The organism is Streptomyces sp. BR123 (genome assembly GCF_013401435.1).
In the GTDB taxonomy this organism is placed as follows: domain Bacteria; phylum Actinomycetota; class Actinomycetes; order Streptomycetales; family Streptomycetaceae; genus Streptomyces.
In genome coordinates this window covers 15996-42846 of the sequence record NZ_JACBGN010000030.1, presented here as the reverse complement: position 1 = coordinate 42846, position 26851 = coordinate 15996, and the positions used below count along the sequence as shown (strand labels likewise).

Genomic DNA, 26851 nt, shown 5'->3' with positions numbered 1-26851 from the left:
GTGTCGGTCATCGGGGCCTCGTGGTTTCGGCCGGCCGGCGGTCTCCGGCTCGGCGGTCGAAGAGCGGGAAGGAGCGGGTGGCGTCGGGGAGGTCAGCGGGGTACGAGGCCCAGGCGGATGCCGGCGGTGTCGACGAGCAGCGGCAGCGGCCCCGAGGACGGCAGCGCGGGCCGGGCGCCGGTGAGGCGGTTGGCGCGCAGGAGCTCGGCGCACAGGGCGGTGGTGACCAGCAGGCCCAGGTTCTCGCCGGGACAGCGGCCGCCGCCGTGGCTGAACGGCGCGAACTGCAGGATCCCGGTCGCGCCCGGGGCCAGCCAGCGGCCGGGCACGAACGCGTCGGGCGCGGAGACCCGGTACGGGTCGCGGTTGTGGAACAGGGCGGGCACCAGGACCGACGTGCCCGCCGGGTAGGACGCGCCGCGCCAGGTGGACTCGGCCCGGGTGACCCGTACCAGGTCCGGGACCAGCGGGAACAGCCGCAGGGACTCCCGGACGCAGGCCTGCAGACGGGGCAGGAGCGGACCGCCGACGGTGGACACCTCGGCGAGGACGGCGTCCTGCTCGGCCGGGTGGGTGGCGATGAGCAGCAGGGTGCGGGCGGCGACCGGCGCGAGCCCGTCCAGGGCGAGGAACCAGTGGTGGGTCTGGCCGATCGGGTCGAGGCTGCCGTCCGGGTCCGGGTGGGTGAGGGCCCGGGCGGCCAGGGTGTGCGCGGGCGCCTCGGCGGCGTACGCCGCGATCCGCGCGTTGGCCTGGGCGTACAGCGTGCGCGCCGCCTGGGCCTGCTTCCTCCGCTTGCCCATCCAGTTGCCCTCGTTGCGCAGCGAGATCAGCCACTGCGTGAGCTGCCGGTCGTCGGCGGCCGCGTCGCCCAGGACGATCCGGCGGGCCACCCGCTGCAGCGCGCGTTCGAGCGCCGGGGTGTCGAGGACGCTGCGGGCGGTGAGCCGCCGGGCCTCATCCGCGACCACGGCGAGGTAGTCCCGGCCGCAGGGGTGCACGGGCTCGGTGGCGGCCACGGCCTCGTCGTTGATCGTCCGGCGCTGTTCGCGCAGTTCGCCGTGCGAGCAGATGACCCCGGTGGGCTCCAGCACCGACAGGCCGGCGGTCTTGTCGGGCGAGTCCATGGCCAGCGTACGGACGGGTTCTGCGTAGAACCGGCGGAGTTCGGGCTCGTCGAGGAGGACCAGCATGGGCCCGGACATGCCCTTGAGCAGTACGGGCGCCCCGCCGTGGCGGGCGCGCAGCGCGCGCAGGGTGGCCGCCGACCAGGCGGGCTGGCCGACGGCGGCATAGATCTTGACGACGGTGGGGCGGGCGTTGACGAACCCGCGGACGAAGGCGGGCAGGGTGTGCGTGGCGAGGAAGCGGATGTTGTCGGCGGCCCCGGCGACGGCCGGCGCGGCGGTGCCGCCGAGGGCGTCGAGTCCGCGGTCGGCGGCCCGGGTGGACTGGCTCATGCCTCGATCACCTTTCGGGGGGTCTGACGTTGGCCGGGGCGGCTGTGGAGCGGTGTCCGGTCACGGTAAGCGACGGGTGGCCCCGGCCTTCCGAACGCCATGCAGCTAATCGATTCTGCAAGCCCCGCCCGGGGCAAGGGGGCCCACCCGAGTCGGCCGGCCCAGGGCCGGTACCGCGCCTTCGTCACGGTCCGTGGCCGTGATGCGGGAGCCGGCGAGAAACGGCTGCACCCCCTCGGCACACGCTTCACAGGGGAGACCGCCTCGCTCACCGCCTCGCTCTCCTCGTCTCCGTCTCCGTCTGCGCGGCGATGGCGGAACGTCATCGACCCAGGCAGAGACGAGCGCACCGCCGAGGCCGCGGGCCCCGGCGGACACGGGCGGCGGCGGCCAGGGCGGCGGCGGCCAGGGCGAGGCCGCCCCCGTACGGGGGCGGACCGGCCCGGTGCCGAAGTGGAGGGTTCCGGACAGTCCGGGGTCCTTCGTTCGGCCGCGCTTGCGGCGCCGCCGGCCGGGGAAAACGCAGGGGGGCGGTTCCGGACCCGGACCGCCGACGACGAACAGCGCCCGGAACGGGGGCCGCGCGGGAGACCGGCGGGCCGGGCTCGGGAGGTGTGGACGGGTGCCGGACATCGAGCGCCGGATCGTGGTGGTCCGCCATGCGAAGGCAGTGCCCAGAGAGACCACGGACGTCGAGGACTTCGAACGCGAACTCGCGGACCGGGGACGTACCGACGCCCCGAAGATGGGGCGCCGGCTCGCCGAGTCCGGGTTCGCAGTGGGCCTGGCGCTGTGTTCGCCGGCCCGGCGGACCCGGCAGACGTGGCAGCTCATGCTCCCCGCGCTCGCCGATCCCCCGCCCACCGTCTTCGACGACCGGTTGTACCAGGCCGACGCCGAGGAACTGCTCGGCGTACTGGGGGAGCAGGCCGAGGAGCTGACCGGCCTGCTCGTCGTCGGTCACAACCCGGCCGTGCACGAGCTCGCGGTGGGACTGTGCGGCGATGGGCCGGAACCGCTCGTGGCCGGCCTGAACGACAAGTTCCCCACGTGTGCCGTCGCCGTGCTGACCGTGAAGGGCAGCTGGGGGAGCCTGGCGTGGAAGGCGGCCCGCCTGGCCGAGCTCTGGACGCCCCGCGACTGACCCGGAACGCGCGTCGGGCCGCGCCCGGGAACGGGCGCGGCCCGAGGGGGAGCCGGTGGTGCGGGTCGGCGCGTCCGGTCAGGCCGCCGCGGGGGCCGCGGCGGCGTCGGGGGACTGCGCGGGCTGCGGGATGCGGTGCAGGCCCCTGCGGTCGTAGAGGCGGGTGGTGCCGAAGCCGAAGACCAGGGAGGCGGCGAGCGCGATCCCCATAGCGGCCCAGGCCCGGGTGAGGCCCGCATCCCCCTGCGCGCCGTAGTAGAGGATGGAGCGCAGACCGCCGGTGAGCTGCCGCAGCGGCTCGAACTCGGCGAGCGTACGGAAGACCCCGGGCAGCGCCTCCAGCGGCACGGTCGCACCGGACGACGGGACGGCCATCGCGATGAAGACGATGGTGGAGACCAGCATGCCCGGCGTGCCGAAGGCGGCCAGCAGGGCGAGGCCGCTGATGCCGACGACCGCGATGGTGGCCACCGAGTACAGCCACAGCAGGCCCAGGTGGGAGGCGTCCATGTCCAGCAGGCCCACGGTGGTGGCCTCGACGAGGGAGCCCATGACGACCGAGAGGCCCAGCATGAGGACGGTGCTGATGGCCAGGGTGCGCACGCGGCTCGTGTGCCGGACCGGGGTGCGGCGGCGGATCGGGCCGTAGTCGGTGTGCAGGTAGCCGAGCGCGTTGTCGACCTGGGAGGTGATCACGTTGGCGCCGAGCATGCCGCACACCAGCAGGACCAGGGCGTAGTAGAACGCGCTCAGGCCCATCGCGCTGCGCGCGCCGACCGGATGGCCGTCGGCGACCTCCACGGCGGCGGGGTCGGCCAGCATCAGCTTGGCGGCCGGGGGAAGCTGGGCGGCGGCCGCGCCCTGGGCGGACACACGCGAGAGCAGCTCCTTGCCGAGCTGCGCGGAGGCGGCGTGGGCGGCCTGCTGCGTCGCCTGGGAGGCCATGGAGGAGCCGAAGCTGCCCGCCGACTGGTTGGTCAGCACCGTCAGCTTCGGGCGGACCGGCTGCGGCTGGGCCTGGCCCTGGCCCTGCGGCTGGGCCGGAGCCTGGCCCTGGGTCTGGCCCGGCGCCTGGGGCTTCGCCTGCGTCTGCCCGTGCGCCTGCCCCTGGGCTTGGCCCTGGGCCTGTCCCTGTGCCTGGGCGGGCGGGGCGGTCAGGGCCGACACCGACGTGGTGAAGTCCTCCGGCACGACGAGCGCGCCGTAGAGCTTGCCCTGGCCGAGCCGCTTGTCGGCCTCCTCGCGGCTGAGCACCTGCCAGGAGATGCTCCGGTTGGCCGCCGGGGACTTCTGGATCCCCGCGACGACCTGCTCGCCGAAGTTGACGCGCTTGCCGCCCGAGTCGGCGCCCCGGTCGTTGTTGACCAGCGCGACGGGCAGGTCGCGCAGGTTGCCCTTGGGGTTGACGTTGCCGCCGACGTACAGCAGCGCGAACAGCGTCGAGACCGCCGCGAGGATCGCGCCCGTGCCCAGCCACAGCCGCGGGCTGCGCAGGACGGAGGACCGCTCGGAGGGGGCGGAGGAGGGCGGCGGGGCGGACGGCTGGGGCGAAGACATGGCGGCTCCAGGGTGATTACATGGAGTAGTTGGATATTCAAGGTATCCAGTGCTAGATAGTGGCAGTATCTTCTTGGAGTGTCCAATCGACGGCGTCGGAAGCCCGACCGCACCACCACGAGGTAGCCCATGAGGATCTCGGAGCTCAGCCGCAGCACAGGCGTGCCGGTCGCCAGCATCAAGTACTTCCGCCGGGAGGGGCTCCTGCCCGCCGGACGGGCCACGGCCGCCACCCTGGCCGAGTACGGGGAGGAGCACGTCCACCGGCTCCGACTGATCAAGGCGCTGACCACCCTGGGCGGGCTGTCCATCGCCGCCACCCGCGAGGTGCTCGCCGCGGTCGACCGCGCCGACACCACCGACGCCGCCCTCGGCGCGATCAGCTACGCCCTGCCCGTACCGGTGGCCGAGGCGCCGGCCGGGGACTCCGGCCAGGAGGCGGAGGCCGAGGCGGCCGCCCGGGAGGACGTCGAGAAGCTGATCGCGGCCATGGAGTGGCAGGTCCCCGACACCTCCCCGCACGTCCGGGGGCTCGCCGCCGCGCTCAAGCAGCTCCGGCGGCTCGACGCCGGGTACCGGCCCGACGGCCTCCTCCCCTACGCCGAGCTGGCCGACTCCATCGCCCGCCTCGACCTGAGCCGCGCCGCCGCCTTCCGGGAGTCGGCGGCGCTGGCGGAGCAGGCGGTCGTCGTCTTCGCCCTCTCCGCCCCCGTGCTCGAACTTCTGCGGCGCCTGGCCCAGGAGGACCAGGTCCGCCGCCGCATCACGACCGAGGGCCCCGAGGCCTAGCGGCGGGTGTCCACCACGGAGCGGAGCTTGCCGCTGGTGGGGCTGCGGTCCAGCGACGCGCCGTCGACCGCCTCGACCACCAGGTCCAGGAGCCGCTCCGACACCGCCGAGCGGAGCTCCGGATAGCCGGCCAGGAAGACCTCGCGCAGCCGCTCGGGGTCCGTCCCGGCTGCGCCCTCCACGCGCACCGTCAGCCGCTCCCGCGCCTCCCCGTTGCCGAGCAGGATCTGCAGCTCGCCGCGGTGGCCGCCCTGCTCCTCCGCCAGGGACAGGAAGCGGCGGTGGTTGAGGAAGTACGTCGCCACCCGCACCACGTCCCCGGTGCGGCCCTGCAGCTCGAAGCGCGGTGCGTGGCTGCCGCACGGGCAGCGGCCGGGCACGGCCCGCCCCAGGTCGCCGATGACGTACCGGCCCAGCTGCTGGCCGCGCCGGGCGTGCGTGGTGAACACCAGCCGGCCCGTCTCGCCCGGCGCGACCGGCCGGTCCCCGTCCGGGTCGAGGATCTCCATCGTGTGCAGGTCGGCGTGGAGGTGGTGGACGCCGCCCGAGCTCTCGGTGCACTGGTAGCCCAGCGGGCCCAGGTCGGTGCTGCCGTAGGTGATGGAGCGGACCACCTCGATGCCGAACTCGTCCTTCAGCGTGCGCTGCTGCTCCGGCGTGAAGTGCTCGCCGCCGTAGAACACCTTGCGCAGGCCTCCGTAGGCGCGCAGGGCGTCCGCCTCCGCGTGCAGCAGCTGCCACAGGTACGACGGCATGCCGAAGAGGGTGTTCGCCCCGCGGTCGATCAGCGCCTGTGCGGTCGCCCAGTGGTCGGGTCCGGCGGCCAGCGGGAGCTGGACCCCGCCGAGCCGCTCCAGGATGGAGAAGAAGCTGATGAAGCTGCCGTACATGCCGCCGCAGTAGAAGAGGTTGGCGGTGCGGTCCCCGACCGGGTCGTAGCCGGCGGCGAGCAGGCCGCGGGCCGCGGCCTGCATCTGCGTGTCGTAGTCGTCGTAGCTGAACAGCGACAGCGCGGGGGCGCCGGTGCTGCCGCCGCTGTGGAAGTACAGCTCCGCGTCGGCCCGGCCCACGCGGCCGTTGCGCTCCTGCACCTCCTCCTTGCCGAGCAGCGGGCCGGCGGGTACCGGCAGGACGACGGGCCGGGCCAGGTCGTCCAGGCAGGCGGTGGTCGCGAACCGGGCCGGGTCGGCCTGCACCGCGACACGCCGGCTGTAGCGCTGCAGCGCGTACACCCCGTCGTGCGGCTCGCCCGCGTAGCTCTCCAGCATCGCGCCGACGGGCGTGACCCGGGTGACGCCGGCCGCCAGCGCGGTGCGCGCCAGCTCCGCCGTGTCGGTCCGGGTGCCGGCGATGCCCGCGGTCTGCAGGTAGCGGCGCATCGGACGCAGGGTCGCGATCATCCGCTCGCGCGGCAGCGGCTTGACCCACACGCTGCGGTGCAGCGGGGACGCCGTCAGCGGGGACCGGGTGTCCGCCATGACCCGCCACGAACCGTCGGCCGCGGCGAACACCCGGGTCAGGCCGAGGTGTTCCTCCAGCCTGGCCACCAGCTCCGTGGTGGTCAGCTCCGCCTCCTCGGCCGGCTCCCGGTCCGCGTCCGCGGCGCCGGGCGGCGGGCTCGCCGCGGACCGGGCCGCGAGGACGCCGGCGAAGTGCTCGGCGAACGCGAAGACCTCGGCCTCGTCGTCGGTGTCCAGGTAGACCACCTGCGGGCTGGAGCAGGCCTGCTGCTCGTGTCGGCACACGTCCTCGGCGAGGGCGTCGAGCGTGCCCGGCTCCGACCAGGCGTCGGCGGTCAGGTAGGCGAAGGAGATCCGGTGCCCCCACTCCACCAGCCGGCAGCCGGGCGGCACATGGGCGGCCACCCCCTCGACGGCGGCTTCCCCGCCCCAGACGGCGACGGCGTCCGCGGGCGCGCACATCAGGCGCAGCCACTCCTGCCGGGAGGACCCGAAGCGCAGGACGACGATCCGCGCCGCCAGTGCCCCGCTGGGGTCGAGGGCGGCCAGCTCGGCCATCAGGGCCTGGGCGAAGAGGGTGTCGGCGCTGCTGGTCTTGAGGACGTTCACGTTCCCGGCGAGCAGGCCCTCCACGATGCTCAGCGGGGCGACGGTGGCCGCGTTGCCCGGGGCGATGTGCGCGACCATGCCGACCGGCGCCCACGCCTCGTACACCGCCTCGCGCGCATCGGGCCGGTTCAGCCTGCCGGGCGCGGCGCTGCCCAGCTCCCGGCGCAGCTTGCGCGTCAGCTCCCGGCGGCCGAGGTGGCGGCCGAGTTCGGCCAGCAGCGCCGTCGGGTCCTCGTCCTCGGGCAGGTGCCCGGCCAGCCGGGCGTGCACGGGGTGCTCCGGGTCGAGGAGGGCCGAGGCCAGGGCGTCGCAGGCGGCCAGGACGGTCCCCGTCTCCAGCACGGTGGCGAGCGCGGCCCCGACCGCGGCCGGAAGCCCGGCGAGGCGGCGCCCCGCCTCCTCGTCGCCGATGAAGGCGCCCTGCCAGAAGTGCGGTGCGGCGGCGGTCGGCCCGCCGCCGTTCTCGTACGCGGTCATGGGCACGGGCACGGTCATGGTCTCGTTCAGGCTCATGTTCTCGCCGGTGGTCGTGGTCACGGTCACGCCATTCCCTTCATCAGTTCCGCGGCGGCCACCGCACAGCTCCGGTTGCGGCTCACCCCGGCCCGGCCGTGGACGGTGAACCAGGGGGTCCGAAGCCCGCACCCGCAGGCGTCCCCCGGCCGGAGGGAGGCCAGGTCGCCCATGACCACGCTCTGCGCGGGCACGGACGTGATGTACGGCGACACCAGGTGCAGGTAGCCCCGCTCCCCGTACGGCAGCGGCTCCAGGGTGCGCGTGGAGCGGATCGTCACCCGCGACCAGACGGGCGCGTGCAGCCGGTGCCGCTCGCACTCGATGTACGGGATGCAGTGCTCGACCGAGCCGAAGGTGTCCCGGATCCGCTCGCCGGGTATGCCGAGCTGCTCGGTGACCCGGGCGTACAGCTCCTCCTTGCCGATCTGCCGGTCGGCGTGTCCCTTCCAGCCGCCGCCGAGGACGACGAGGGAGCCCTCGGGCAGCCGCAGCGGCGGCATGCCCATGGCCCGCATCCGCTCCAGGGTGAACCACAGGAAGGCGGGGAAGCCGAGGATGCGGACCGGTGCGTCGTCCTGCTCGAAGCGGCGCAGCGCGGCGATGCAGCCGAAGGGGTCGAACTCGTGGTCACCGCCCGCGCCGCCGCCCGTGTTGCGCAGGGCGTACTCGACGCTGCGCGCCGGGGCGAAGTCGCAGAGGTAGTTGTCGGTGAAGGCGGTGCCGAGGTTCAGGGAGGGGGCCGGCTCGTAGCTGTAGAGCAGGTAGTTGACCTCCTGCTCGGGGGTGATCCAGCCGTTGCGTTCGAAGATGCGGGCGACCATGCGCTGGGCGGAGCGGATCGTCCAGTGGTCGAAGAACATCTGCGACTTCTGGCCGGTGGTGCCGGAGGAGGTCAGGTGCAGCTCGACGTCCTCGCGCGGGATGGACAGCACCTCGTGCCGCTTGAAGAAGTTCGCGTGGACCAGCGGTGTCCGGTACGGCTCGTCGCCCTCCGCCGCGGGTGTGGACGCGTACAACGAGCGGAAGAACGGGGACCGTTCGGTGTGCCAGGCGTTGATCTCCGCCATGGCGGCGGCGAACAGCTCGTCCTCGGCGGGCCCGTACGCGTACGGGTCGGTCAGGTCGCACAGTTGCTGCACGTGCGGCAGGAGGGCGGGGTCGGGCACGCCGACCGGGGCGAGATGGGGGTTCACGGGGCAACCTCGGGTGATGTGGGCAGATGGGTCGACGCCCAGGCCGACACGTAGCAGTCCAGGTAGGGCTGGAGGGGCGGTTCGACGGCGACTCCGCGGAAGTCGATCCGCTCGGTGGAGCGGGACAGCACGACGTAGTCGTGGAAGCCGTGGCCGTCCGCGCGCATCGCCGGGTAGAGGGCGCCGGCGACGAACCCCTGGGCCAGGAAGGCCGCGAGGGCCTCCTGGTGCGCGAGCGGCACAAGGGCCTCGACGTATCCGGCGCCCGCGCGGGCCAGGGCCCGGGTGACGGGTTCGAGGTGGGCGGCCGCCGCGGCCGGGTCGGGGTGGGCGGTCAGCAGGGAGCAGTAGCCCCCGGCGCGGTTGAGGTAGGCGTAGACCTCGAACCGGCCGTCCTCGGGGGTGAGCAGCACGTTCGGCGTGTGCAGCGGGTAGAACCAGCCCTCGGCGCCGGGGAAGTGGTCGCGGAACCGGCGCCGGACGAACGCCGGAGCCTCGATGACCTCCAGCCGGGTGGCGGCCTCCGCCGCCGGCGCCCGGGTGGCCGGGGCCGCGGCCGCCCGGACCCCCGGGTAGCCGATGCCCAGGACGGTCTCGGCGGTCCGCAGCAACGGCAGCAGCGGGGCGGGCACTTCGGCGACGGGTATCCGGCGGTCGAGCACCCCCGCCGAGTGACGCGCGTAGAGAGCGAGGCTTTCGCGGCTGCTGAGATCCACCGCGTTGGGCAGGATGCCCAGCGGGCGGAAGCCGTTGCGGGCGACGACGCGCTGCGGGCCGGCGCTGACCGTGCGGACGGTGGCGTACACGGAGTCCAGCCGCCCGGAGTCCAGCATCCCGGCGCACAGCGCCTCGGTCAGCGCGGCGGCCAGACCGCCGGAGCGGTGCTCGGGATGCACGGCGATGCCCTCCAGGCGGCCGATGCGGCTGCCGGCCTCGCCGTGGATGGCGGCCGAGGCGGTCAGCGCCCCGGTGCCGGGACAGCGGCCGACGAGCCACAGGGAGTGCGGGTCGGCGATGAGCCGGGCCATCTCGGCGGGGTCGGTGCCGAGGGCGACGGGGTAGTGGGGTCCGTAGACGGCGTAGTAGAGCTGGCGCAGTTCGGCGATGTCCGCGCAGGCGGCCGGGGTGATGACGGGATTCACCGCGTGCCTCCCGCCGACCGGGCGGCCGCGTCACCGGCGGCGCCCGCCTCCGCCCGTACCTCCGCCCGTACCTCCGCCTCCGTGTCCGCCTCCGCGGTTTCGGACCGGCGCCGGCCGAGCAGGGCCAGGGCGCAGGCGGCGGGCAGCAGACCGATGCCCTGCACCAGGCACAGCGTCTGCGGCGAGAGGTGGTCGCCGGCCGAGCCGAACACCAGCGAGGCCACCGGCAAGGAGGCGCCGAGCACGGCCTGCATCACGGCGAAGAACCCGGGCTTGTCGGCAGCGGGCACCAGCCGCTGGAACAGGGCGACGAAGCGGACGCTGACGGCCCCGGCACACCAGCCGGAGACGACCAGGCAGCCCGCGAACACCGGACGCAGCGGGGCCAGACCGGGCAGGGCCAGCGCGACCGCCATCAGGCCCAGGCAGTACGCGCCGGCGACGGCGGGCCGGCCCGGGACCCGGGATCCGGTGAAGGCGCCGATGAGTGCGCCGGTGCCGAGGGAGGCCTCCAGCAGCGCGACGGTGCCTCCGCCGCCCTGGAAGACGGAGCGGGTGTAGAGGGGGATGATGACGAACACGGCGGCGGTGAAGAGGTTCGCCGCGGTGAAGCAGATCAGGATGTTTCGTACGTAGGGCAGTTCACCGAGGATGCCCCGCAGCGTACGGCGCTGCCCGGGCACCGCGGCCGGCCCGTCGGTCGTGGCGCCGCCGTCGGCGGCTGCCGGCCCGGGGTCCGCCGCGGTGGTACGGAACCGCGCGGTCGCGACCAGCAGGGCGGCGCCCAGGTAGGCGGCGGCGCAGCCGGCGGCCAGCCCGGCCACCCCGGCCCGGTCGACGGCCAGGGCACCGAGCAGGGCCCCGCCCAGGCCGGCCAGGGACTGGGTGGACAGCTCGAAGCCGGTGGCGGACTCGATGTCGGCGTCGTCGACGAGCTCGGGCACCGACGTGGTCAGGCACGGGTCGAAGAAGGCCTGGCAGGTGGCCAGGGCGAGGGCGGCGGCGTACACGGCGGCCACCGGCAGACCGCTGCCCTGCGCCCACAGGGCGAGGGCGGCCGCGGCGGCTCCGGCCGCGGCGGCGGCGGTCCGCAGCACCGAGCGGTGCGCGAACCGGGTGACGGCACCGGCCACGACGGGCGCCAGGGCCACGGCAGGCAGTGTGCAGACGGCCATGAACAGCCCGGAGGCCAGCCCGCCGGCGTCCTGGACGGCGTAGGCGACGAGCCACCAGGACACGCCGACCTGGAACATGCGCACGGCCCCCTGGGTCAGGACCTGGCCCAGCCAGACGGCCCCGAAGGCACGGTTGCGCAGGACCAGCGGCAGCCGCCGCGTGCCGGTCCGTCCGCCGGCGTCGGCCTGATCCGCGGCCTGATCCGGGGCCTGGCCCTGGTCAGCGGCACGGGCCCCGGTTCCGATCCCGGCCCCGGCCTCCGTCTCGGTCACGGGCGTGGCGGTCATGCGGTCGGCCTCTCGTCCAGGACGCGGACGAGCTTGCCCGAGCGCGGGTTGACGGCGAGGTCCCGGTGGCGGGCCCACTCCACGGACAGCGGGTGCACGAACCCGGCGCGCACACTGTCCGGGTACAGCGGCCGCACGCTCTCCAGCTCCGTGACGACCGCGTCGGCCAGCGCCTCCAGCCCGCCCGGCCCGCCGTCACCGCGGCCGGCGTCCCCGGGCGCGGTCGCCAGCCGGAGCACGAGCCCGTCGCGGCCCTCCCAGCGGCGTACGACGAGCTGCATGCCGACGACCCGCCCGGCGGTGTCCGCCGCCGCCACCGCCTGCTGGGCGTCCTGCGTGTGGAGGGAGACAGGTCCGACCCGCACGCCCTCCTCGGCGCGCCCGAGGATCCGGAAGTGGCCCTCCCCGGTGCCCGTCCACTCGGCCCGGTCGCCCGCCGGATAGCGGATGACCGGCATCAGGCGCCGGAACAGACTGGTGACGACGACCCGGCCGGGCCGCCCCGGCTCGGTGATGGGCTCACCCGTGGTGTCGTCGAGGATCTCGACGACCGAGTGCGGGGCGAAGGCCCGGTGAACGCGGGCGTCGGGGCCGGGCACCGGGCGGCCGAGCAAGCCTGCGTCCACGCTCGCGTATCCGACGGAGCGGGCCTCGGCCCGCGGGAACGCGGTGGCCAGCAGCCGTCGCTGGTCGTCGAACAGGGCCTCGCCGCCGAAGAGCAGCAGCTCCACCGAGTCGAGCCGGACACCGGCGGCGACCACGTGCTCGGCCAGCCGGCACAGGGTGGTCGGCGTGCCGGCCAGTACCTGAGCGGCGAGGTCGCGCAGCGTGGGGACCGTCGACTCCAGCGGTGCCGCGCCGCCGATGGGCAGGCGGACGTTGTCCACGGGCGCGTGGGCGAGGGAGTCCAGGATGAACAGGAAGCTGGCGTACAGCTCCCCGGCGTAGAAGAGGTCGGCCACGCGGTGCCCCGGGCGCAGGCCCGTGTCCACGAGCCCCTGGCCGAAGGCGCCGACGAACGTGCGCCATTCCTCGCGGGTGTAGACCGAGAACTTGGGGGAGCCGGTGGTGCCGCCGGTCTTGTAGACCGTGGCCTCGCTGAGCGGGCCGGTCAGGACCCGGTTGTCGTGCAGGGTGTTCGCGGCCCAGAACTCCTGCTGGTCCACGATCGGCAGGTCGGTGAGGCGGCCGGCGTCCGGCGGGAGGGACGCGTAGAGGTCCCGGTAGAAGGGTGAGTTGTGGCGGGCGAAACGTATGAGGTCCGAGAGCTGCTGGGCGGACATGGGCCTTTGCCTAGGAGAACGGGAACAGGGGCGGGAGCCACCTCAGGGCGCGGAGGGGCCACGTGCCCCCTGCGCATCGGCCGATGGTGGGTGCGGGGGAACCCCCGCGCCCCCGCCTCCTCGACGCACGCCGATAACTGACGTGCAGTCACGATGATGGAACATCATTCCGGTAACCGCCAAATTGGCCAAATATTTCCGGCCAGGGCGACCTGAATCCATGAGATTTCGCGTCGCCGGGCCTCTGACCGGCATGCGGACGCAGGTCAGCCCCGTCGGCCGCCGGACTCAGGCGCCGTTGTCAGGGCGCCCGTTCTGCCGGCCCGCCGATGCCTCCGCGGTCTCCATCGCCGCGATGCGCCGCCTGACCACCACCGTGGCGGCGGCCGCGCTCAGCGTGAAGGCCGCCAGCAGGACCGCGGGCCGGTCCAGCCTGTGCCGGGTCAGGTGGTCGACCGAGAAGCACCCCGGACCCGAGACCCCGAGGGCGGCCGCGACGAAGCCGAGGAACGCCGGGTACTCGAAGCCGCCGCCCTGCGCGAAGAACCCCGCCGGCGCGTGCACCGAAACGGCCCCGGCCATGGCACCCGCCGCGGCGGCGCCCGCCGCCGGGGTCGCGAGGCCCAGGGCGAGGAGCGCGCCGCCGCCCGCCTCGCCGAGCCCGGCCGCCATCGCGCTCTGGCGCCCGGGAGTGAAGCCCATGTGCTCCATGGCCTGGGCGGTGCCGTCGAGACCGCCCCCGCCGAACCAGCCGAACAGCTTCTGCGTGCCGTGCGCGATCAGCACGCCGCCCGCTCCGAGGCGCAGGGCGAGCAGCCCGAGGTCCTTGCGACGGGTCAGCGGCATGGGGGAGGCCTTTCGGGCGAGGGGCACTCCCCGCAGGATCGGTCCGTTCCCCCCGAGCCCCCGCGGTCCCACACCGTGCGGCCGGCGGAGCCCCACCGAATGGCGGACCGGCCGCCTCGGGCCGAGGGCCGGCTGTGCGTCAGGTACCGCTGTCCGCCAGCCGGGTGGCGAGTCCCGGATAGTCGAGCACGAGCCCCTCGCCGTCGAAGGCCACGTCGCTGCGGAAACTGCCGGACGAATAGCGGACCCGGCCCCCGCCCAGCGGCGTGTAGGTCTGCTCGGAGGGGACCACGGCCAGGTCGGGCACGGACACCCAGGCCATGAGGAAACGCCGCCCGGGACCGGCCGCACCGGCCAGGTGCAGCCCGTGGCGCCGTACGGGCATGGTGTTGGTCAGCGGGCAGAGCCCGAGGTCGCAGTCGGCGGCCCCGTCGAGGTCGGGTCGTTCGCGCCCGTCCACGGTCCACCGGCCGCCCGCGTCCCGCAGCAGCTCCGTTTCGCGCACCTCATCGCCGGGGCCGTCCACGCGCACGTGCAGCGACCGGGTGACGTGGCCGGGCCCGGTCCGGAGCTCGTACGCAACCCAGTAGGGCCCGCCCTCCAGCGCCATGGCCCGGCCCCGCGCGTGCATCGCGTCCCCGGTGAACCCGCCCCACGAGGTGTCGTATCCCCGGGAGGCCGAGATGCGCCAGGTCCGGGTGAAGTGCACGAGATCGTTCATGCCCCGATCATCCCCGACCCGGGGCTGCGGTCGCCTTCGGCCGGTGTCAGGCGCTGTTCCACACAGCCAGGCCCAAGGTGCCGCGCGTGCCGGCGGCTGCCCGGCCACCTTCTTGTCGGTCAGCCGGTCAGCCGGTCAGCCGGTCAGTCGGTCAGCCGGTCGGCCGGTCGGCCGGTCGGCCGGTCGGCCCTGCCCTGGTTCGCCCTTGCGCACACGACCATGTCCGGTCTTCGCCTTGCCGGAGTGAACCCACTACCCGGCCGGGACGCCGTCGGCAGGCTTGCGGGCCAGATGGACCACGTCGGGGACGCCGCGAGCCACGGGGACCTCCCGCGTCCGCACCGAGGCGAACCCCGCGTCGCGCAGGTCCTGTTCGAAGGCGGGGGACGGCTGCGCCGACCAGACGGCGAGGACCCCGCCCGGGTGGAGCCGGTCCAGGCACGAGGTGAGTCCGGCGGAGGAGTACAGCCCCCGGTTGTCCTCGTCCACCGTCCAGTCGGGGCCGTTGTCGATGTCCAGGCAGAGCGCGTCGTACCGGTCGGCGGAGTCCGTCAGGTAGGCCACCAGGTCGGTGTGCAGGATCTCGGTCCGCGGGTCGGCGAGCGCCGCGGCGGACACCGTGGCGAGCGGGCCCGTCCGGTGCCATTCGATGATCGCCGCCTCCCGCTCCACGACGGCGATCCGGCCCCAGTCCTTCCGCGCGGCGGCGTGCGCGAGGGAGAAGCCGACGCCGAGCCCGCCGATCAGCACCGACGGCGCAGGGGCGCCCGGCGGCGGGTCGAGGGCGAGGTACGCGGCGTCGACGAGCAGCCGTTCCGAACGGCCGTCGGAGGTGTCCATCAGGAAGCAGCCGTTGGCGATGATCTCGTACGTGGTGCCCCGTCGCCGCAGTACGACCTCGCCGAACGGGCCTTCCCGGCGGTCCAGCGTCTCGGGGGTCTCCGGTGTGACAGATGCCTTCATGAGGGGTTCAACGAAGGTCCGGCGACGGGTGTTCCGGGCTGCCGGGCCGGTGTGCCCACGGTTGAGGACGGTGTGCGCCGGCGGCGTCCGGTTCGTCGAGCATGTCGTCCACGATGAGCATCCGGGTCTCCGGGAAGCCCTCGGCGACGGCCTCCCGCATCATCGCCAGGCCGTCCGGGTCGGGTTCCGCGCACTGCGCTCGCGTCTCTTCGTCGGGCCAGCGCGCATACGCCACCCACGTCCCGTCGTCGGCCTGGTGCAGCCGCGACCCGTGGCTGCCGCACGTGGCGTGGATCGCGGCCGTCACCCGGTGCCATCCGTCGGCGAACTGCTGCTCCATGCCCTCGCGGAGCCGCCACCGGTAGATCACAGCGAACATGTCCCGAGTCCTCTCGTCGTGTCGTGCCGGGCGACGAGCCGTGGGATGTGGGCCGGTGCGCCACACCCCACGGTCCGTCATGGACGCTTCCTGACCGCGGCATCGGCCCCCTCACGCCCACTGCGCACCCCAAAGCGCCGGGTGGCCCCCGGCAGGGTGCAAAGAGGCTCCTCGATCACCGGTCAATTCGCCTCCCGGCCCGCCTGCTCCACGGGCGGGGGATCCCCTTGGACCCGGGCGTGCAGATGCTCGTCGTGCCAGCCGTCCGCGTGCAGCAGCGCACTGCGCAGCGTGCCCTCGAGGGCGAAGCCCGTACGCGTCGCCACCGCGCAGGAGGCGGCGTTGGCGACGGAGTGGGTGATGCGGAGCCGGTGCAGGCCCAGGTCCTCCAGCGCCCAGCGGCTCACCCGGGCCACCGCGTCGACCATGGCACCGCGGCCGCGGCCCGCGGGGAGCAGCCAGTACAGGAACTCCGCGCTGCCGTCGCGCAGGTCGACGTCGGCCATCCCGATGAGGCCGACGGGGCGGTCGCCGTCCGGCTCGGCGATCGCCCAGATCACCGCCTCCTCGGCCTGCCGGCGCTCCTCCCACCGGGCGATCCTTTCGCGGGCCGCGTCCAGGGTCAGGTGTCCGGGGCGGTTCCAGTGCTGGACGTCCGGGTCGTGGCACGACGCCGCGAGGACGGGGGCGTCGTCGCGGGCCCATGGGCGAAGTCGGAGGCCGCAGGGCAGGGAGAAGACCGGATGCCCGGCCCCGGCCAGGCGGCCCGGGGGCACGACGTCGGGTATGGAAACGATCATCCCGGCATCATGCCAGTGCCCCCGGCTCCTCCCGGTCTTCGTCCGGTCCGGGACGCAGTACGTCCACGCCCCGGTCCCGCAGTGCGTCGACCGCCCGGGAGCCGGCTCACGGTGACGGCCGCCTGCGCCTGCCGGGCTGCCATGGCCGTGGGACGGTCCTCGTCGCACCGCTCGGCCTGCGCTGCTCGGCGCGGTGATCGGTGCGATGGAAGCGGAGACGGTACCCCTGGTGCTGTTCGGACCCGCCGTCGCGTGTGCCGCCCGCGGCCCGTGGCTGCACACGAACGCCCCCGCGGCGCACGGAATGCAACCACCGCAACCACGCGACCACCGCAACCACGCCAAGGAACACAAGGAAGGCGAGGAGCCCGAGAAGATGGGACCGCGAAAGGTGAAAGCCGTTCTCTTCGACATGTTCGGTGTCATCGCCCGCCTCCAGTCGCCCGAGTCCCGGGCGGTACTGGAGCGCACGGCCGGCGCCGAGCCCGACCGCTTCTGGGAGGCGTACTGGTCCCGGCGCGCCCCCTACGACCGGGGCGACGTGACCGGCCCGGCGTACTGGCAGGGCGTCTGCGCGCAGCTGGACGTCCCGCTCGACGACCGGCAGACCGAGGAGCTGATCGCCGCCGACCTCGCCAGCTGGAGCGAGGTCGACCAGCGCAGCGTGGACCTGCTGGGCGTGCTCGCCGACCGTGGCACCGTCCTCGGGCTCCTCTCCAACATCCCCGAGGAGCTCGCCGCCCGGTACGAAGCCACCCAGCCCTGGCTGGACCGGTTCGCGGTCGTGGGCCTGTCCTGCAGGATCGGCAGCGTGAAGCCCGAACCGGCCGCATACCGGTGGTGCGTTCGCGAACTCGGACTGCCCGCCGAGGAGATCCTGTTCGTCGACGACCGCGCCGAGAACGTCGCAGCCGCACGCCAACTCGGCCTCCAAGGCCATGTGTTCACGTCCCACGAGGCGCTCGCGGCCGCCCTTGAGGCCGGGCTGGAGTGACGCGGGAGCCGCGGCCGTCCACCGGGTGGGCCGGTGGCCGGCCGCGGCGGCGCGTACGGCAACACGCAGTGGATTGCGCCGACTTCCGACGCGGGCGCAGGACGCAGGTCCGGGGATGCGCCGTACGGTCCCCGGGTGCTCTTCGGCCGGAGCGGGGCGATCCGTTACGTACGGCGACGGCCCGGCGCACAGGCTGTCGATCGTGACACTCCGGGCGGGGTGGCCGGATATCGCCGTTGTGGTGCGTTGGGGTGGACATGCCTGGCATGATCACCTCTCACGTTACCTGTCGGTAGCGTAACTTCCCCCCAACCAGAAGGTCTTACGTACGTGCGCATGCTCGCCAGACGCTTCCTGCTGCCCGGCATAACCACCCTGGCGCTCACCGTCACAGGCTGCTCTTCGGCCACGCACACCGGTGCCGCAGCCCCCGCCGACCCGGCCAACCCCACCCCTGTGGCCGACGGTACGCAGCAGCTCGAGGTGGCCGCAGCTCCGCAGGGCGCGCCCGCACCGGTGGAGATCGCCCGGGTCGGCGCCGGCAAGGGCACCCCGGAGAAGTCCGCGCTGAAGGTCGCCTCCTTCGACCAGAAGACCGGCCGGGCCGTCATAGCCACGGCTCCGCAGAGCCCGGCTCCGCAGAGCCCGGCTCCGCAGAGCCCGGCTCCGCAGAGCTCTGCCCCCACGAAGAACCCCCCGAGCTCCAAGGCCCCGCAGAACGCGCCCGGTTCGTCGGCCTCGCCGAGCCAGAGCCAGAGCCAGGCCCCGGCGGCCGACAAGCCGGTCGCCGTCGGCGACGTCATCGCCAGCGCCCCCGCGCCCGGCGCCCCCAACGGCCTTCTCGCGAAGGTCACCGAGGTCGTCGGGAAGACCGACCGCGGTACCGAGGTCAAGACGGCCCCCACGACGCTGGCCTCGGTCCTGAACGACGACAAGGCCGACGGCAAGGTCCCCGTCGACCCGTCCGCGATCACGGTCGAGCCCCTGATGAAGGGCGTCGACTTCTCCTGGGCCAAGACCGGCGGCATGAAGTTCGGCCCCGAGGGCGCCAAGCTGCCCCTCGGCAACCTGCGGCTCGACGTGAACGCGCCGATCGAGACCGCACCGGGCGCCCCGGTCTCGGCCGGCGCCTCGGTCAACGGATTCGTCCAGCTCGCCCCGACCGTGGAGTTCGCCTACGACGGCTCGGGCGGCGTCGGCCCGCGCACGGCCTTCCTCGGCATGAGCGGTGACTGGTCCTCGCAGTGGAGCCTCAAGGGGCACGCCGCCGCGAGCACCGGATCGCCCAAGCGGATCCCGTTCGCGAAGCTGCACGCGGCGCCCGTCATCCAGGTGGGCCCCGTCCCCGTCGTCGTCAACCTCGACCTCACCTGCTACGTCCAGGTGGAAGCCGACGGCCGCGTCACGCTCGAGGTGAGCCAGGACGTCAAGGGCGACTTCCGCGTCGGCGGCAGCTACGCCACCGGCAAGGGCTGGAGCCCGGTCAGCACCTCGAACGTCAAGAGCACCCCGGTGAAGGCCGAGGTCACCGCCTCCGGCAAGGTCAAGGGCGCCCTCGGCGCCGAGGCGTCCATCGGCCTGTACGGGGCCGTCGGCGTCTCCGCGGACTTCGCCCCGTACCTGCGCGGCGAGGCCGAGGCCAAGGCTTCCGCCTCGACCGACGGCAAGACCTCCGTCAGCGGCGCGTGGGCCCTCTACGGCGGCTTCGACCTGAGCGGCAACCTCCAGCTCCAGCTGTCCCTCTTCGGCACCCCGCTGTTCGAGCGCAAGATCCCGCTGGGATCCCTCAACCGCGAGTGGCCGCTGGTCTCGGGCCGCACCGCGAGCTGATGCGAGCTGACGCGAGCTGACCGCGAGCTGACCCGAGCTCACCCCGGCGGTCCCTGAGAGGGGCGGTACGGACGGCACACCCCGCCGCCCGTACCGCCCCTCACCCGTTGACCGGCAGGGCGGCACCGCTGTCGGTGGGGGGCGCTAAAGTCCCTCCGTACCGCAGCTCAGGGGGTGATGCTCGGGACGCGGGGGCCGCCGCACCGTACTTCGGCCACAACGACCGAAGGGGGCGGGACCCACATGACCGTCGGCACCACCGTCAGCACCACGGCGGGCAGACGCGACTGCGCGAGCGAGGCCGAACTGCTGCTCAAGGCCGGCGCGGTCCTCCCGTACGGCACGGACGACGCCGGGCCCGAGGCCGTGGAGCTCACCGCCCGCGCCTACCGCCACCCGGGCCTCGCCGACGACGGCCGAGTCGTGGTCCGGCTCGCCGCCGCCGAACTGGGCGCGGCCGAGGACCTCGCCGTCGGCTTCCTCGGCCTGGAGCCCGACGGCGAGCCGGCCGCGGTCGGCCTCGGCCGCCGCCGGACCCTCGGATTCCCGGAGTGGCTGCTCGTCCACCACCCGCAGGACGGGTACCACGCCCTGGCCCTCGTACCCGAACTGGAGCGGATCGCCCACCAGGCCAGGAGCAGGCCCAAGGCCGCCCTGGCAGCCTGCCACGACCTGGCGGAGCGGCTGGCCGGCTCCCTGCCGCACTTCCTGCCCCTCGTCTGCGAGGAGGCCGCACGCCTCTTCCTCGCCGCCGACAACCCCGCGTTCGCGGCACAGCTGTTCGCCCGGGCCCGCAAGAGCGAGACCAGCCACGGACTCCCCGTCGACGAGGACCGCCTCGACGCCGTCCTCCTCGAATTCGCACTGGCCGGCGCCCTCCCGGTACGGGTGCTCACCGGCCACGGCAAGGAACTGGAGGCGCGGGTTCCCGCGCCGGAGGCGTACGAGCGCTTCCGCCGCCTGTGCATACGCCGCACCGTCGGCGGGATGGCGCCCTCGGCGCAGGCTGCCGCCCCCCTGCGCCGCCTTGCCCGCGCGGCAGGACTCGACCCGGCCGAGGCCGAGCAGGAGTACCTCGCCGAGCTGCTGCCGCTGCCCGCCTTCCCCCGGGCGAACGCCGCCTGGTGGAAGGCCCACAGGGCCGCGCTGGCCGCCCTCGCCCGCCGGGAGCCCGCCGTGCGCGGCGCCCTGCTGTCCCTCGTGCCGGAGTGCGGCAATGACAACGGCGAGATGGCCGCCCTGTGGCTGGAGGTCCTGGAGGAAGCGGGCGCCACCGCCGCACTGGCCTCCGAGGCGCCCGCCGCCGCGGAACGCTGCGCCGACGGCACCAGCGGCTGGCTGGAGCGGTTCCACGCGGCCCGCCACGCCGGCTGGGGCGCCCGGTCCGAGCTGCCGCTCCTGCTCGACGTGGTGGAGCGTTCGGCCGACCGGCTGCGCGCCGAACTGGCCGCGCCGGGCCGGGAGGAGCCAGCCCTGAGGATCGGCATCCAGGACATCGCCCTGCTCGACCGGCTCCTCTCCCTGGGCATCCCCGTCGCCGCACCAGGGGAACGGGATGTGCTCGACCTGGCCGACTGGGCGGCCCGGGAGAAGCCGTGCGACCTCCTGGGGCTCGCTGCCGACGAGCGGTTCCGGCCCGCCTTCAAGCGTGCCCTGTACATCTACAGCGGCAACGAGTCCGCCCACGACGTGATCCTGCGCCTGGCCGAGTCGCCCGGCGGCCGCCCGATGCTCGCCGAGTGGGTCCGCGAGGTGGCCCTGGCCTGCGCCGACACCGGACTGCCCGGGATACCGGAGGCCCTCGGCCGCCTCACCTGGCTGCCCGCCGAGGCACTGGCCCTCGCCGAGGAGGAAGTGGCCGCCGCTGCCGCCACCGACGTCGAGTCCCTGCTGGCCCGCACCCTGAACGGCGGGCTGTTCGAGGAACTGACCTGGCCGGCCTGGGAGGAGGCGGTCGACGAGCTGGCGCCGCGCCGGGTCCACCGCGACCTGACCGTGGTCGCCGCCTGGCCCCACCTGATCGTGGCCAACGAACGGCAGGTGCGGGTGATCGACGCCCACTCCACCGTTCTGGTGCACGACCTGCGCACCCCCGGCACCGCCAGCCGCCACCTCGGCTTCCACTACGTCGACGGGGCGCTGCTGGTCTGCTGGCGGCCCTCGTACGGCGACAGGGAAGCGCAGGGCTACTGGCACACCGCCCCCGACCGCGTCTTCACCGTGGACACCGGCAAGGACCCCTGGCGGCTGAGCCCCCGGCACACCGCCCTGCCGCTGGCCGACGGCGGTCTCACCACCGGCGCGGGCGTCCTGCACCGTGGCGACACCGCGCTGCCGGACGAACGCCCGATCCTGTCCGACGGAGTCTCGTACTGGGCCTGGGACAGCGCGGACGAGCCCGCCGGCTGGGCCGATTACGACCCGGCCCGGAACGCCCTGGGCCGCCGCTCCCTGCCCGGCTTCCTCGCCGACGCCGTGCAGGGCCTGCCCGAGGGCAGCACCCTGTGCGCCGACAGCAGCTGGCTGCGGCCCGCGCCCGCCGTCGCGGGCTCGGTGCTCGGCGCACCCGTGGACGGCCTCCTCGGCTGGCGCGTCGCGGAGGTGCCCGGGCAGGGCCGGCGGGCCTGCGACACAGCCGGACGCAGCGTCTCCGTCCCCGAGGGCGGCGGACTCCCGCTCGCCGCGGTCACCTTCCCCGGCGACGAGCGTCCGCGCGCGCTGTCCGGGTACGGGCAGTACTTCCGGCTCACCGACCCGGACGGCGTGGTCACGGCCTGCTCGCGCCACCGCACCGCCGCCGGCGTCAGCGTGAACGACATGCCGCCCGCCGGACACTGGTTCTGCCTGCGCCCGCGCGACCCCGAGGGCTCGGCGGCGCTGCGCGCCGTGGACCGGGACGCCGCGGCGGCACTGCTCGCCGCGGCCGCCGCAGCCCGGGAAGCCGCAGGCACCGCGGACGGCACCGAGGGGACCGACATGCTGCCCGCCCCGGTCCGGGACGCGCTGCCGCAGATCACCGATCCCGTACTGGTCCGGGGCGTCGCCGATTGGGTCCGCTTCGCCCTGGACCAGCGGGCAGCACTGGAAGCCTTCTGCGCGCGCCCCGCCTCCGGGACCCGGGGCGGGGCGGACGGCGGGCAGACCCCGCCTCGCCCCTCGGACCACCTGCTGGAGCAGGCGCTGTCCGGACTGACCGGAGCCGTCCACTACGGCTGGGGCGGCGGTCAGGAGGACAACGTCTTCCGCAACCTGTCCGCCTTCGCCGCTGCCGGTGCGGACACCGGTGCCGCCGCCGAGCCCGGCCTGCTGCACACCCAGATGCCGTGCCTGCCGTCCACCCTGCTGGCCTGGCACCGGCTGCTGGAGCAGCCGGCCGTCCTCGCCTACCGGGCGGTCGCCGCAGGCATCGCCGATGAGCAGCGCGAAGCCCTGCTGGCCCTGCTGCGTGAGGTCGACCGGTTGGGCCTGGCCTCCGCGGCCGGCGGCCGGTGGCGCCTGGCCCGCATCCACCTGGCCCGGCGGGAGCTCCTGAACAAGCCGGTCACCGCACGCCATCCGTACCGCAACAGCATCCTCCCCCTCGGCGGCGGGGCCTTCCTCGCCACCGGCTGGGACTGCGAGCCGACGGGCGACGGCTTCGAGCTCGAGGCCGTCCAGTACGACCCTGCGGGCCGGTTCACGGTGCCGGGGCCCTACACCCTGCGCCGGCACACCCTCCTCGGCGACCCCGGGCGCCGGCCCGACTGGCTGACCCGCTTCCTCGACGAGGCCGCGCTGCGGGGCCCCGCCCCCGGGCGGCCGGCGGCCGCCGAGGAGTTCGCCCGGCTCACCGGCGTGTCCGGCACCCTGGCCCGGCTGGTGGTCGCCGGCCTGCCCGCCGTGGACCACCACGAGCACAGCTTCCTGACCGCAGGACAGCGGGAGGCGATCGGCGTCAAGGCCGGCGACGCCGCCGTGGCACGCGACGACCTCAAGGGCCTCGCCGCCGACCTGCGCCGGTCCCTCGTCGCGGCCCTGCTGCCCGCCGACCCGGCCCGGCTGTGGACCGACGGCCCGGACGTGGCCGCCGCCGCCGAGGTGTGGAACCGGCGGGTCGGCCGCCGCGTCCCGGTCCCGGAGTGGCTGACCAACGAAGCCCACCGGGGCGTCGGTACCTGGTGGCCCGCCCTGCGCTCCCTGCCCGCGGTGCTCGACCCGGCCGCCGCCCCGCAGCTGAGCACCGACGTGCCGTGGGAGGTCAGGGACGGGCGGGCGGTGCTCCGGGTGCCGGACGCCGGGGCGTTCTCCCCGGAGGTGCTGACCGGTGCCGTGGCCATGGCCGCCTGGCTGGCCCACCGGCTGCCGGCCGGCGACCCGCTCCGGGCCCTCCTGCCGGCGGCGCTCACCGCCGTACGGCAGCGGCTCGCCCACCCGCAGCTGCTGCTGGAGATCGGCGCGTTCACCGCCCCGGCGGAGTTCCGCAGGGCCGCCGGCGCGCCGACCGGTACGTCCGAGCACTTCGAGGAGTACGGAGCGGTGGTCCTGCCCCTCACCGAGGGGACCTCCGTGCCGGCGCTGCGGCCGAGCCTGTTGGACTCGACCGGCAGCGACCCGTACGTGCCGCTGCTGCGCCCCACCGACCAGCGGCCCTTGCCGGTGGAGGCCGCCCTGCGCTGCGTCCACGAGCCGCGGTTCGCGTCGCTCCTCGCCGACCCGGGTGCCCCGGCGGCGGGGACGGCGGACAAGGACGGGACGTGGTGGCCGCAGGACCCGGGCCGGTCGGTGCCGGAGCTGGTGGCCGAGGTACGGGCGGCGTACGGCCTGGGCGCGGACGCGGCGGTGCTGTACCTGATGCTGCTGGCGATGCCCGATCCCACCGACCGGAACACGGCCCGGTGGACCGGCTGGAAGCCGGCCCGCCTCAAGGCCGCCCGCGCCGAACTGGCCGCCACCGACCTGGTGGTCACGGCCGCCCGAACCCGGGCCGGACGCACCCTGTTCCTCCCCGGCGGCTGGGTGGAGCCCGACTCGCCCTCGCTGCCCCTGGAGGAGTGGAAGACGCCGATGTACGGGCTGCTCGCCGGTCGGGTGCCGCTCCTCGGCGTGCTGGTCCCGGCCGAACCGGTCGCCGCCCTCTACCGGCGGGCCTGGCAGCGGGTCCGCGACGGCGATGTGCCCCGGTTCGGGGAGCTGAAGGTACGGCGTGGACGGCGCCGCTGAGCCCCCGTCGCCCGGGTGCCGCCTCCCGGGCGGAGGTCCCGTCGGCGCGGAAGGGCCGTCAGCCGAGGCGGGTCGGTGAGGAGGCGGACGGGGCCAGGAGGCGGGGGGCGCCCGTGCCGTCCGCCGGGACCGTCCACAGGTCCGAGGTGTCCGCCGCGCCCTCGGAGGGCAGGGCGTACGCCACGGTGCGGTCGTCGAGCCACAGGGCCTGGTCGTCCACGCTGTGCTTCTCCGCGAGCGGGTGCTCGCGGAGCGTCCGCAGGTCCATGACGTGCTCGCGCCACAGCTGCGCGCCGCCCTGCACCCGCTTCTTGTACGCGATCCGCGTCTCGTCGGGAGACAGCGAGGGGCACTCGACGTTCCGGGCCAGCGTGGTGACGCTGCGCTGCGTGATCGAGCCCTTCACCAGGTACGTCTGGCCGGCCGTGGCGAGCGTGGCATAGAAGGTGTCGTCGTCCCTGGCGAAGGTGACGCCCCAGAAGTTCACGTCCGCCGCGGCGTAGGGCTTGCCGTCGAGCACGACGGAGAACTTCTCCAGGTCCCCTTCCAGGGCCCCGGTCCGGGTGTCCGCGATCGCCGTGCGGGTGGAGAAGAACGCCGAGCCGTACGACTCCCCGGACACGAAGACGGTCCACGCGGCGAACCGGCCGCTCGGGGAGACCCGGGCCCGGGAGGGCGTGCCCGCGAGCGGGAAGCTGCGCACCGTGCGCAGCTCCCGGTCGACGACCACGGCCCGGTTGTCCTGGGCGAGCGCGCCCGGCGTGGAGACCAGGCACACCCCGGTTCCGCCGGCCGCGTGGAAGCGCTTGCAGTTCAGGCCCGAGGCCGTGCGCCCGCCCTGGGGCTCCCGCGCCGCGACCGAGACGAGGGAGCCGCGGTGCGGGCCCTGCGCGCCGTTGAGGAAGGCCAGCCCGTCCGGCCGGTCCAGGGTGACCCGGCCCCCGGCGACCGCGGGGTCGCCCTCCCGGGTCTGCTCGGTGCGGGCGGCGGCGCGCACCACCAGCACGACGGCGAGTCCGCCGAGGAGCAGCACGGCCAGGGCGAGTACGAGCAGGCGGCGGGAGCGCGTCATCGGGTTCCTCGGGAGCGTCGGGCCGCGGCGGGAGCGCCGTCCGGTCCGATGGGGCGGAGTACGAGGCCGGCGACGGCCGCGCAGCAGCACAGGCCGGCCGCGGCGGCGGCGAGAGCGGGGCCGGGCCCCCACAGCGTCCACGCGCCGCCGAAGGCGAGCGAGCAGACGAAGCGGGCCAGCGCCTGGCCGGTGCCTACGACGGCGAGCCCGGTGGCCCGCAGCCGGGCGGGCACGGCCGCACCGACGGCGGCGGGCAGCACCCCGTCGGTGGCGGCGTAGAACAAGCCGTGCAGGACGAGGACCAGGAACGGCAGGGCCGGCCAGCCGGGCGCCCACAGCAGCAGCCCGTACCCGGCCAGCAGGAGGGCGTGTCCGGTGAGGAACACCGTGCGGCGCCCGATCCGGTCGGCGAGGACGCCGGCGGGAACGGCCAGCAGCAGGAACACCGCGGCGGTGCCGAGGGGGAGCAGCGGGAACCAGCGCTCGCCGATCCCGGTGCGGTCCTGCAGCAGCAGGTACAGGAAGGCGTCGCTGACGGTGGTCAGCCCCAGCAGGACGGCGCAGGCCGCCAGGGCGCGCAGCCGGGGCAGGCGCAGCAGGGACAGCGCCTCCCGCAGGCTGGCCGCCTCCGGCCCCGCGGAGGCACCGGCTGCCGAGGCTGAGGACGGGGCTTCCGCGCGGGCACCCCCGCCGGCGGATCCGGACTTCTCCCGTCCGGTGCCGGGCCCGCCGCCGGACGGGACGAACAGCACGAGCACGACCACCCCGAGCACGGCCACGCAGCCGCTGACCCCGAAGACGGCGTCGTACCCGTCGACCGCCGCGCCCAGGATGAGGAAGGCCGCGAGGGGCCCGAGCAGGGCCCCGGCGGTGTCCATGGCGCGGTGCACGCCGAAGGCCCGGCCCTGCGCCCCGGGCGGGGTGGACAGGGAGATCAGCGCGTCGCGCGGGGCGGTGCGCAGCCCCTTCCCGGTGCGTTCCAGGGCGAGGACGACGCTCACCGGGCCGAGGCTGTGGGCGAGCAACAGCAGGGGTTTGCACAGGGCGGACAGGCCGTAGCCGATGCCGGCGACCAGCTTGTGGTTGCGGACCCGGTCGGCGAGGTGGCCGCCGGCCAGCTGCACCAGCGCGCTGACCCCGTTGTACAGGCCGTCCAGCGCGCCGAAGCCGAGCGGGCTGAGTCCCAGCCCGGCGACCAGGTACAGCGGCAGGACGGCGCTGACCATCTCGGAGGAGACGTCGGTGATCAGGCTGACCGTGCCCAGCGCGAGGACGGCCGGGGCGACGGCGCGGGACCGGGCGGCGGGCCCGCCGCCCGGTACGCCCTTGGTGCCGCCGGGCGCGGAGCGGTCCGCCAGGTACATGCGCTTGCAGCTCCCGATGCCGACGGTCCGGGCCGCGCTGGCACGGCCGTGCGTGGGTGGGCACGTG

19 protein-coding genes are annotated in these 26851 nt (G+C 74.9%); 5 read left to right on the top strand and 14 right to left on the bottom strand.

Annotated elements, in window-relative coordinates:
• Positions 1-92: 92 nt before the first annotated feature.
• A complete protein-coding gene (locus HYE82_RS07735; protein ID WP_179173192.1) occupies positions 93-1460 on the bottom strand; it encodes a cytochrome P450 in 1368 nt (455 codons plus the stop codon).
• Positions 1461-2082: 622 nt separating this feature from the next.
• Here HYE82_RS07735 and HYE82_RS39225 point away from each other — a divergent pair.
• Entirely contained in the window at positions 2083-2604 is a 522-nt protein-coding gene (locus tag HYE82_RS39225; RefSeq protein ID WP_309144233.1) for a histidine phosphatase family protein, read from the top strand.
• 78 nt (positions 2605-2682) lie between these two features.
• Here HYE82_RS39225 and HYE82_RS07725 read toward each other — a convergent pair whose 3' ends face one another.
• Positions 2683-4161: a DUF3533 domain-containing protein gene (locus tag HYE82_RS07725; RefSeq protein WP_179173191.1), complete on the bottom strand. Its 1479-nt coding sequence runs from the start codon at positions 4159-4161 to the stop codon at positions 2683-2685.
• A 129-nt stretch (positions 4162-4290) separates the two neighbouring features.
• Here HYE82_RS07725 and HYE82_RS07720 point away from each other — a divergent pair, with 129 nt between their 5' ends.
• A complete protein-coding gene (locus HYE82_RS07720; protein WP_179173190.1) occupies positions 4291-4950 on the top strand; it encodes a MerR family transcriptional regulator in 660 nt (219 codons plus the stop codon).
• Here the strand turns inward: HYE82_RS07720 and HYE82_RS07715 are convergent.
• From HYE82_RS07715 to HYE82_RS07670, 10 genes are all read right to left on the bottom strand, one after another.
• Positions 4947-7556, bottom strand: a complete 2610-nt coding sequence (locus HYE82_RS07715) for an acyl-CoA reductase (RefSeq protein WP_309144232.1) — start codon at positions 7554-7556, stop codon at positions 4947-4949. The genes HYE82_RS07720 and HYE82_RS07715 overlap by 4 nt on opposite strands.
• Positions 7557-7558: 2 nt before the next feature.
• Positions 7559-8728, bottom strand: a complete 1170-nt coding sequence (locus HYE82_RS07710) for an acyl-protein synthase (RefSeq protein ID WP_179173189.1) — start codon at positions 8726-8728, stop codon at positions 7559-7561.
• Positions 8725-9870 carry an N-acetyltransferase gene (locus tag HYE82_RS07705; RefSeq protein ID WP_179173188.1) on the bottom strand — a complete coding sequence of 382 codons (1146 nt, stop codon included), beginning with the start codon at positions 9868-9870 and terminating at the stop codon, positions 8725-8727. The genes HYE82_RS07710 and HYE82_RS07705 overlap by 4 nt, the downstream gene beginning before the upstream one ends.
• Complete coding sequence (locus tag HYE82_RS07700) at positions 9867-11333, bottom strand: MFS transporter (protein ID WP_179173187.1); 1467 nt, start codon at positions 11331-11333, stop codon at positions 9867-9869. Before HYE82_RS07700 ends, HYE82_RS07705 begins: the two co-directional genes overlap by 4 nt.
• On the bottom strand, positions 11330-12616 hold the full coding sequence (locus tag HYE82_RS07695) for a phenylacetate--CoA ligase family protein (RefSeq protein ID WP_179173186.1): 1287 nt from the start codon (positions 12614-12616) through the stop codon (positions 11330-11332). Before HYE82_RS07695 ends, HYE82_RS07700 begins: the two co-directional genes overlap by 4 nt.
• Positions 12617-12904: 288 nt before the next feature.
• Entirely contained in the window at positions 12905-13462 is a 558-nt protein-coding gene (locus HYE82_RS07690; protein WP_179173185.1) for a DoxX family membrane protein, read from the bottom strand.
• A 139-nt stretch (positions 13463-13601) separates the two neighbouring features.
• Positions 13602-14183 (bottom strand): putative glycolipid-binding domain-containing protein, encoded by a 582-nt coding sequence (locus HYE82_RS07685; RefSeq protein ID WP_179173184.1) that lies wholly within the window; start codon positions 14181-14183, stop codon positions 13602-13604.
• A 252-nt stretch (positions 14184-14435) separates the two neighbouring features.
• A complete protein-coding gene (locus HYE82_RS07680; protein WP_179173183.1) occupies positions 14436-15146 on the bottom strand; it encodes a spermidine synthase in 711 nt (236 codons plus the stop codon).
• Positions 15147-15153: 7 nt separating this feature from the next.
• On the bottom strand, positions 15154-15525 hold the full coding sequence (locus HYE82_RS07675; protein WP_179173182.1) for an antibiotic biosynthesis monooxygenase: 372 nt from the start codon (positions 15523-15525) through the stop codon (positions 15154-15156).
• 182 nt (positions 15526-15707) lie between these two features.
• Entirely contained in the window at positions 15708-16325 is a 618-nt protein-coding gene (locus tag HYE82_RS07670) for a GNAT family N-acetyltransferase (protein ID WP_179173181.1), read from the bottom strand.
• 205 nt (positions 16326-16530) lie between these two features.
• On the opposite strand from HYE82_RS07670, the gene HYE82_RS07665 reads away from it, so the two are divergent.
• The 3 genes from HYE82_RS07665 to HYE82_RS07655 all read left to right on the top strand — a co-directional run bounded on the left by HYE82_RS07665 (position 16531) and on the right by HYE82_RS07655 (position 24348).
• Positions 16531-17319 carry an HAD family phosphatase gene (locus HYE82_RS07665; RefSeq protein WP_256987000.1) on the top strand — a complete coding sequence of 263 codons (789 nt, stop codon included), beginning with the start codon at positions 16531-16533 and terminating at the stop codon, positions 17317-17319.
• Between the two features lie 336 nt (positions 17320-17655).
• The gene (locus HYE82_RS07660) at positions 17656-19149 is read left to right on the top strand and encodes a hypothetical protein (RefSeq protein WP_218782362.1); all 1494 of its coding nucleotides are present in this window, start codon (positions 17656-17658) and stop codon (positions 19147-19149) included.
• A gap of 243 nt (positions 19150-19392) precedes the next feature.
• A complete protein-coding gene (locus HYE82_RS07655; RefSeq protein WP_179173179.1) occupies positions 19393-24348 on the top strand; it encodes a DNA-binding protein in 4956 nt (1651 codons plus the stop codon).
• A gap of 58 nt (positions 24349-24406) precedes the next feature.
• Here the strand turns inward: HYE82_RS07655 and HYE82_RS07650 are convergent, their stop codons facing one another.
• Both HYE82_RS07650 and HYE82_RS07645 read right to left on the bottom strand, forming a co-directional pair.
• Complete coding sequence (locus tag HYE82_RS07650; protein WP_179173178.1) at positions 24407-25420, bottom strand: TolB-like translocation protein; 1014 nt, start codon at positions 25418-25420, stop codon at positions 24407-24409.
• Positions 25417-26784 carry an MFS transporter gene (locus tag HYE82_RS07645; RefSeq protein ID WP_179173195.1) on the bottom strand — a complete coding sequence of 456 codons (1368 nt, stop codon included), beginning with the start codon at positions 26782-26784 and terminating at the stop codon, positions 25417-25419. The genes HYE82_RS07650 and HYE82_RS07645 overlap by 4 nt, the downstream gene beginning before the upstream one ends.
• Positions 26785-26851 lie beyond the last annotated feature (67 nt).

What these genes read in the sequence shown, in the direction of transcription:
- HYE82_RS07655 (WP_179173179.1), top strand. Translation starts at nt 19,393, where the DNA reads ATGACCGTCGGCACCACCGTCAGCACCACGGCGGGCAGACGCGACTGC.
- HYE82_RS07645 (WP_179173195.1), bottom strand. Translation starts at nt 26,784, where the DNA reads ATGTACCTGGCGGACCGCTCCGCGCCCGGCGGCACCAAGGGCGTACCG.
- HYE82_RS07660 (WP_218782362.1), top strand. Translation starts at nt 17,656, where the DNA reads ATGCTCGCCAGACGCTTCCTGCTGCCCGGCATAACCACCCTGGCGCTC.
- HYE82_RS07700 (WP_179173187.1), bottom strand. Translation starts at nt 11,333, where the DNA reads ATGACCGCCACGCCCGTGACCGAGACGGAGGCCGGGGCCGGGATCGGA.
- HYE82_RS07670 (WP_179173181.1), bottom strand. Translation starts at nt 16,325, where the DNA reads ATGATCGTTTCCATACCCGACGTCGTGCCCCCGGGCCGCCTGGCCGGG.
- HYE82_RS07650 (WP_179173178.1), bottom strand. Translation starts at nt 25,420, where the DNA reads ATGACGCGCTCCCGCCGCCTGCTCGTACTCGCCCTGGCCGTGCTGCTC.
- HYE82_RS07695 (WP_179173186.1), bottom strand. Translation starts at nt 12,616, where the DNA reads ATGTCCGCCCAGCAGCTCTCGGACCTCATACGTTTCGCCCGCCACAAC.
- HYE82_RS07685 (WP_179173184.1), bottom strand. Translation starts at nt 14,183, where the DNA reads ATGAACGATCTCGTGCACTTCACCCGGACCTGGCGCATCTCGGCCTCC.
- HYE82_RS07725 (WP_179173191.1), bottom strand. Translation starts at nt 4,161, where the DNA reads ATGTCTTCGCCCCAGCCGTCCGCCCCGCCGCCCTCCTCCGCCCCCTCC.
- HYE82_RS07720 (WP_179173190.1), top strand. Translation starts at nt 4,291, where the DNA reads ATGAGGATCTCGGAGCTCAGCCGCAGCACAGGCGTGCCGGTCGCCAGC.
- HYE82_RS07665 (WP_256987000.1), top strand. Translation starts at nt 16,531, where the DNA reads ATGGAAGCGGAGACGGTACCCCTGGTGCTGTTCGGACCCGCCGTCGCG.
- HYE82_RS07675 (WP_179173182.1), bottom strand. Translation starts at nt 15,525, where the DNA reads ATGTTCGCTGTGATCTACCGGTGGCGGCTCCGCGAGGGCATGGAGCAG.
- HYE82_RS07690 (WP_179173185.1), bottom strand. Translation starts at nt 13,462, where the DNA reads ATGCCGCTGACCCGTCGCAAGGACCTCGGGCTGCTCGCCCTGCGCCTC.
- HYE82_RS07680 (WP_179173183.1), bottom strand. Translation starts at nt 15,146, where the DNA reads ATGAAGGCATCTGTCACACCGGAGACCCCCGAGACGCTGGACCGCCGG.
- HYE82_RS07735 (WP_179173192.1), bottom strand. Translation starts at nt 1,460, where the DNA reads ATGAGCCAGTCCACCCGGGCCGCCGACCGCGGACTCGACGCCCTCGGC.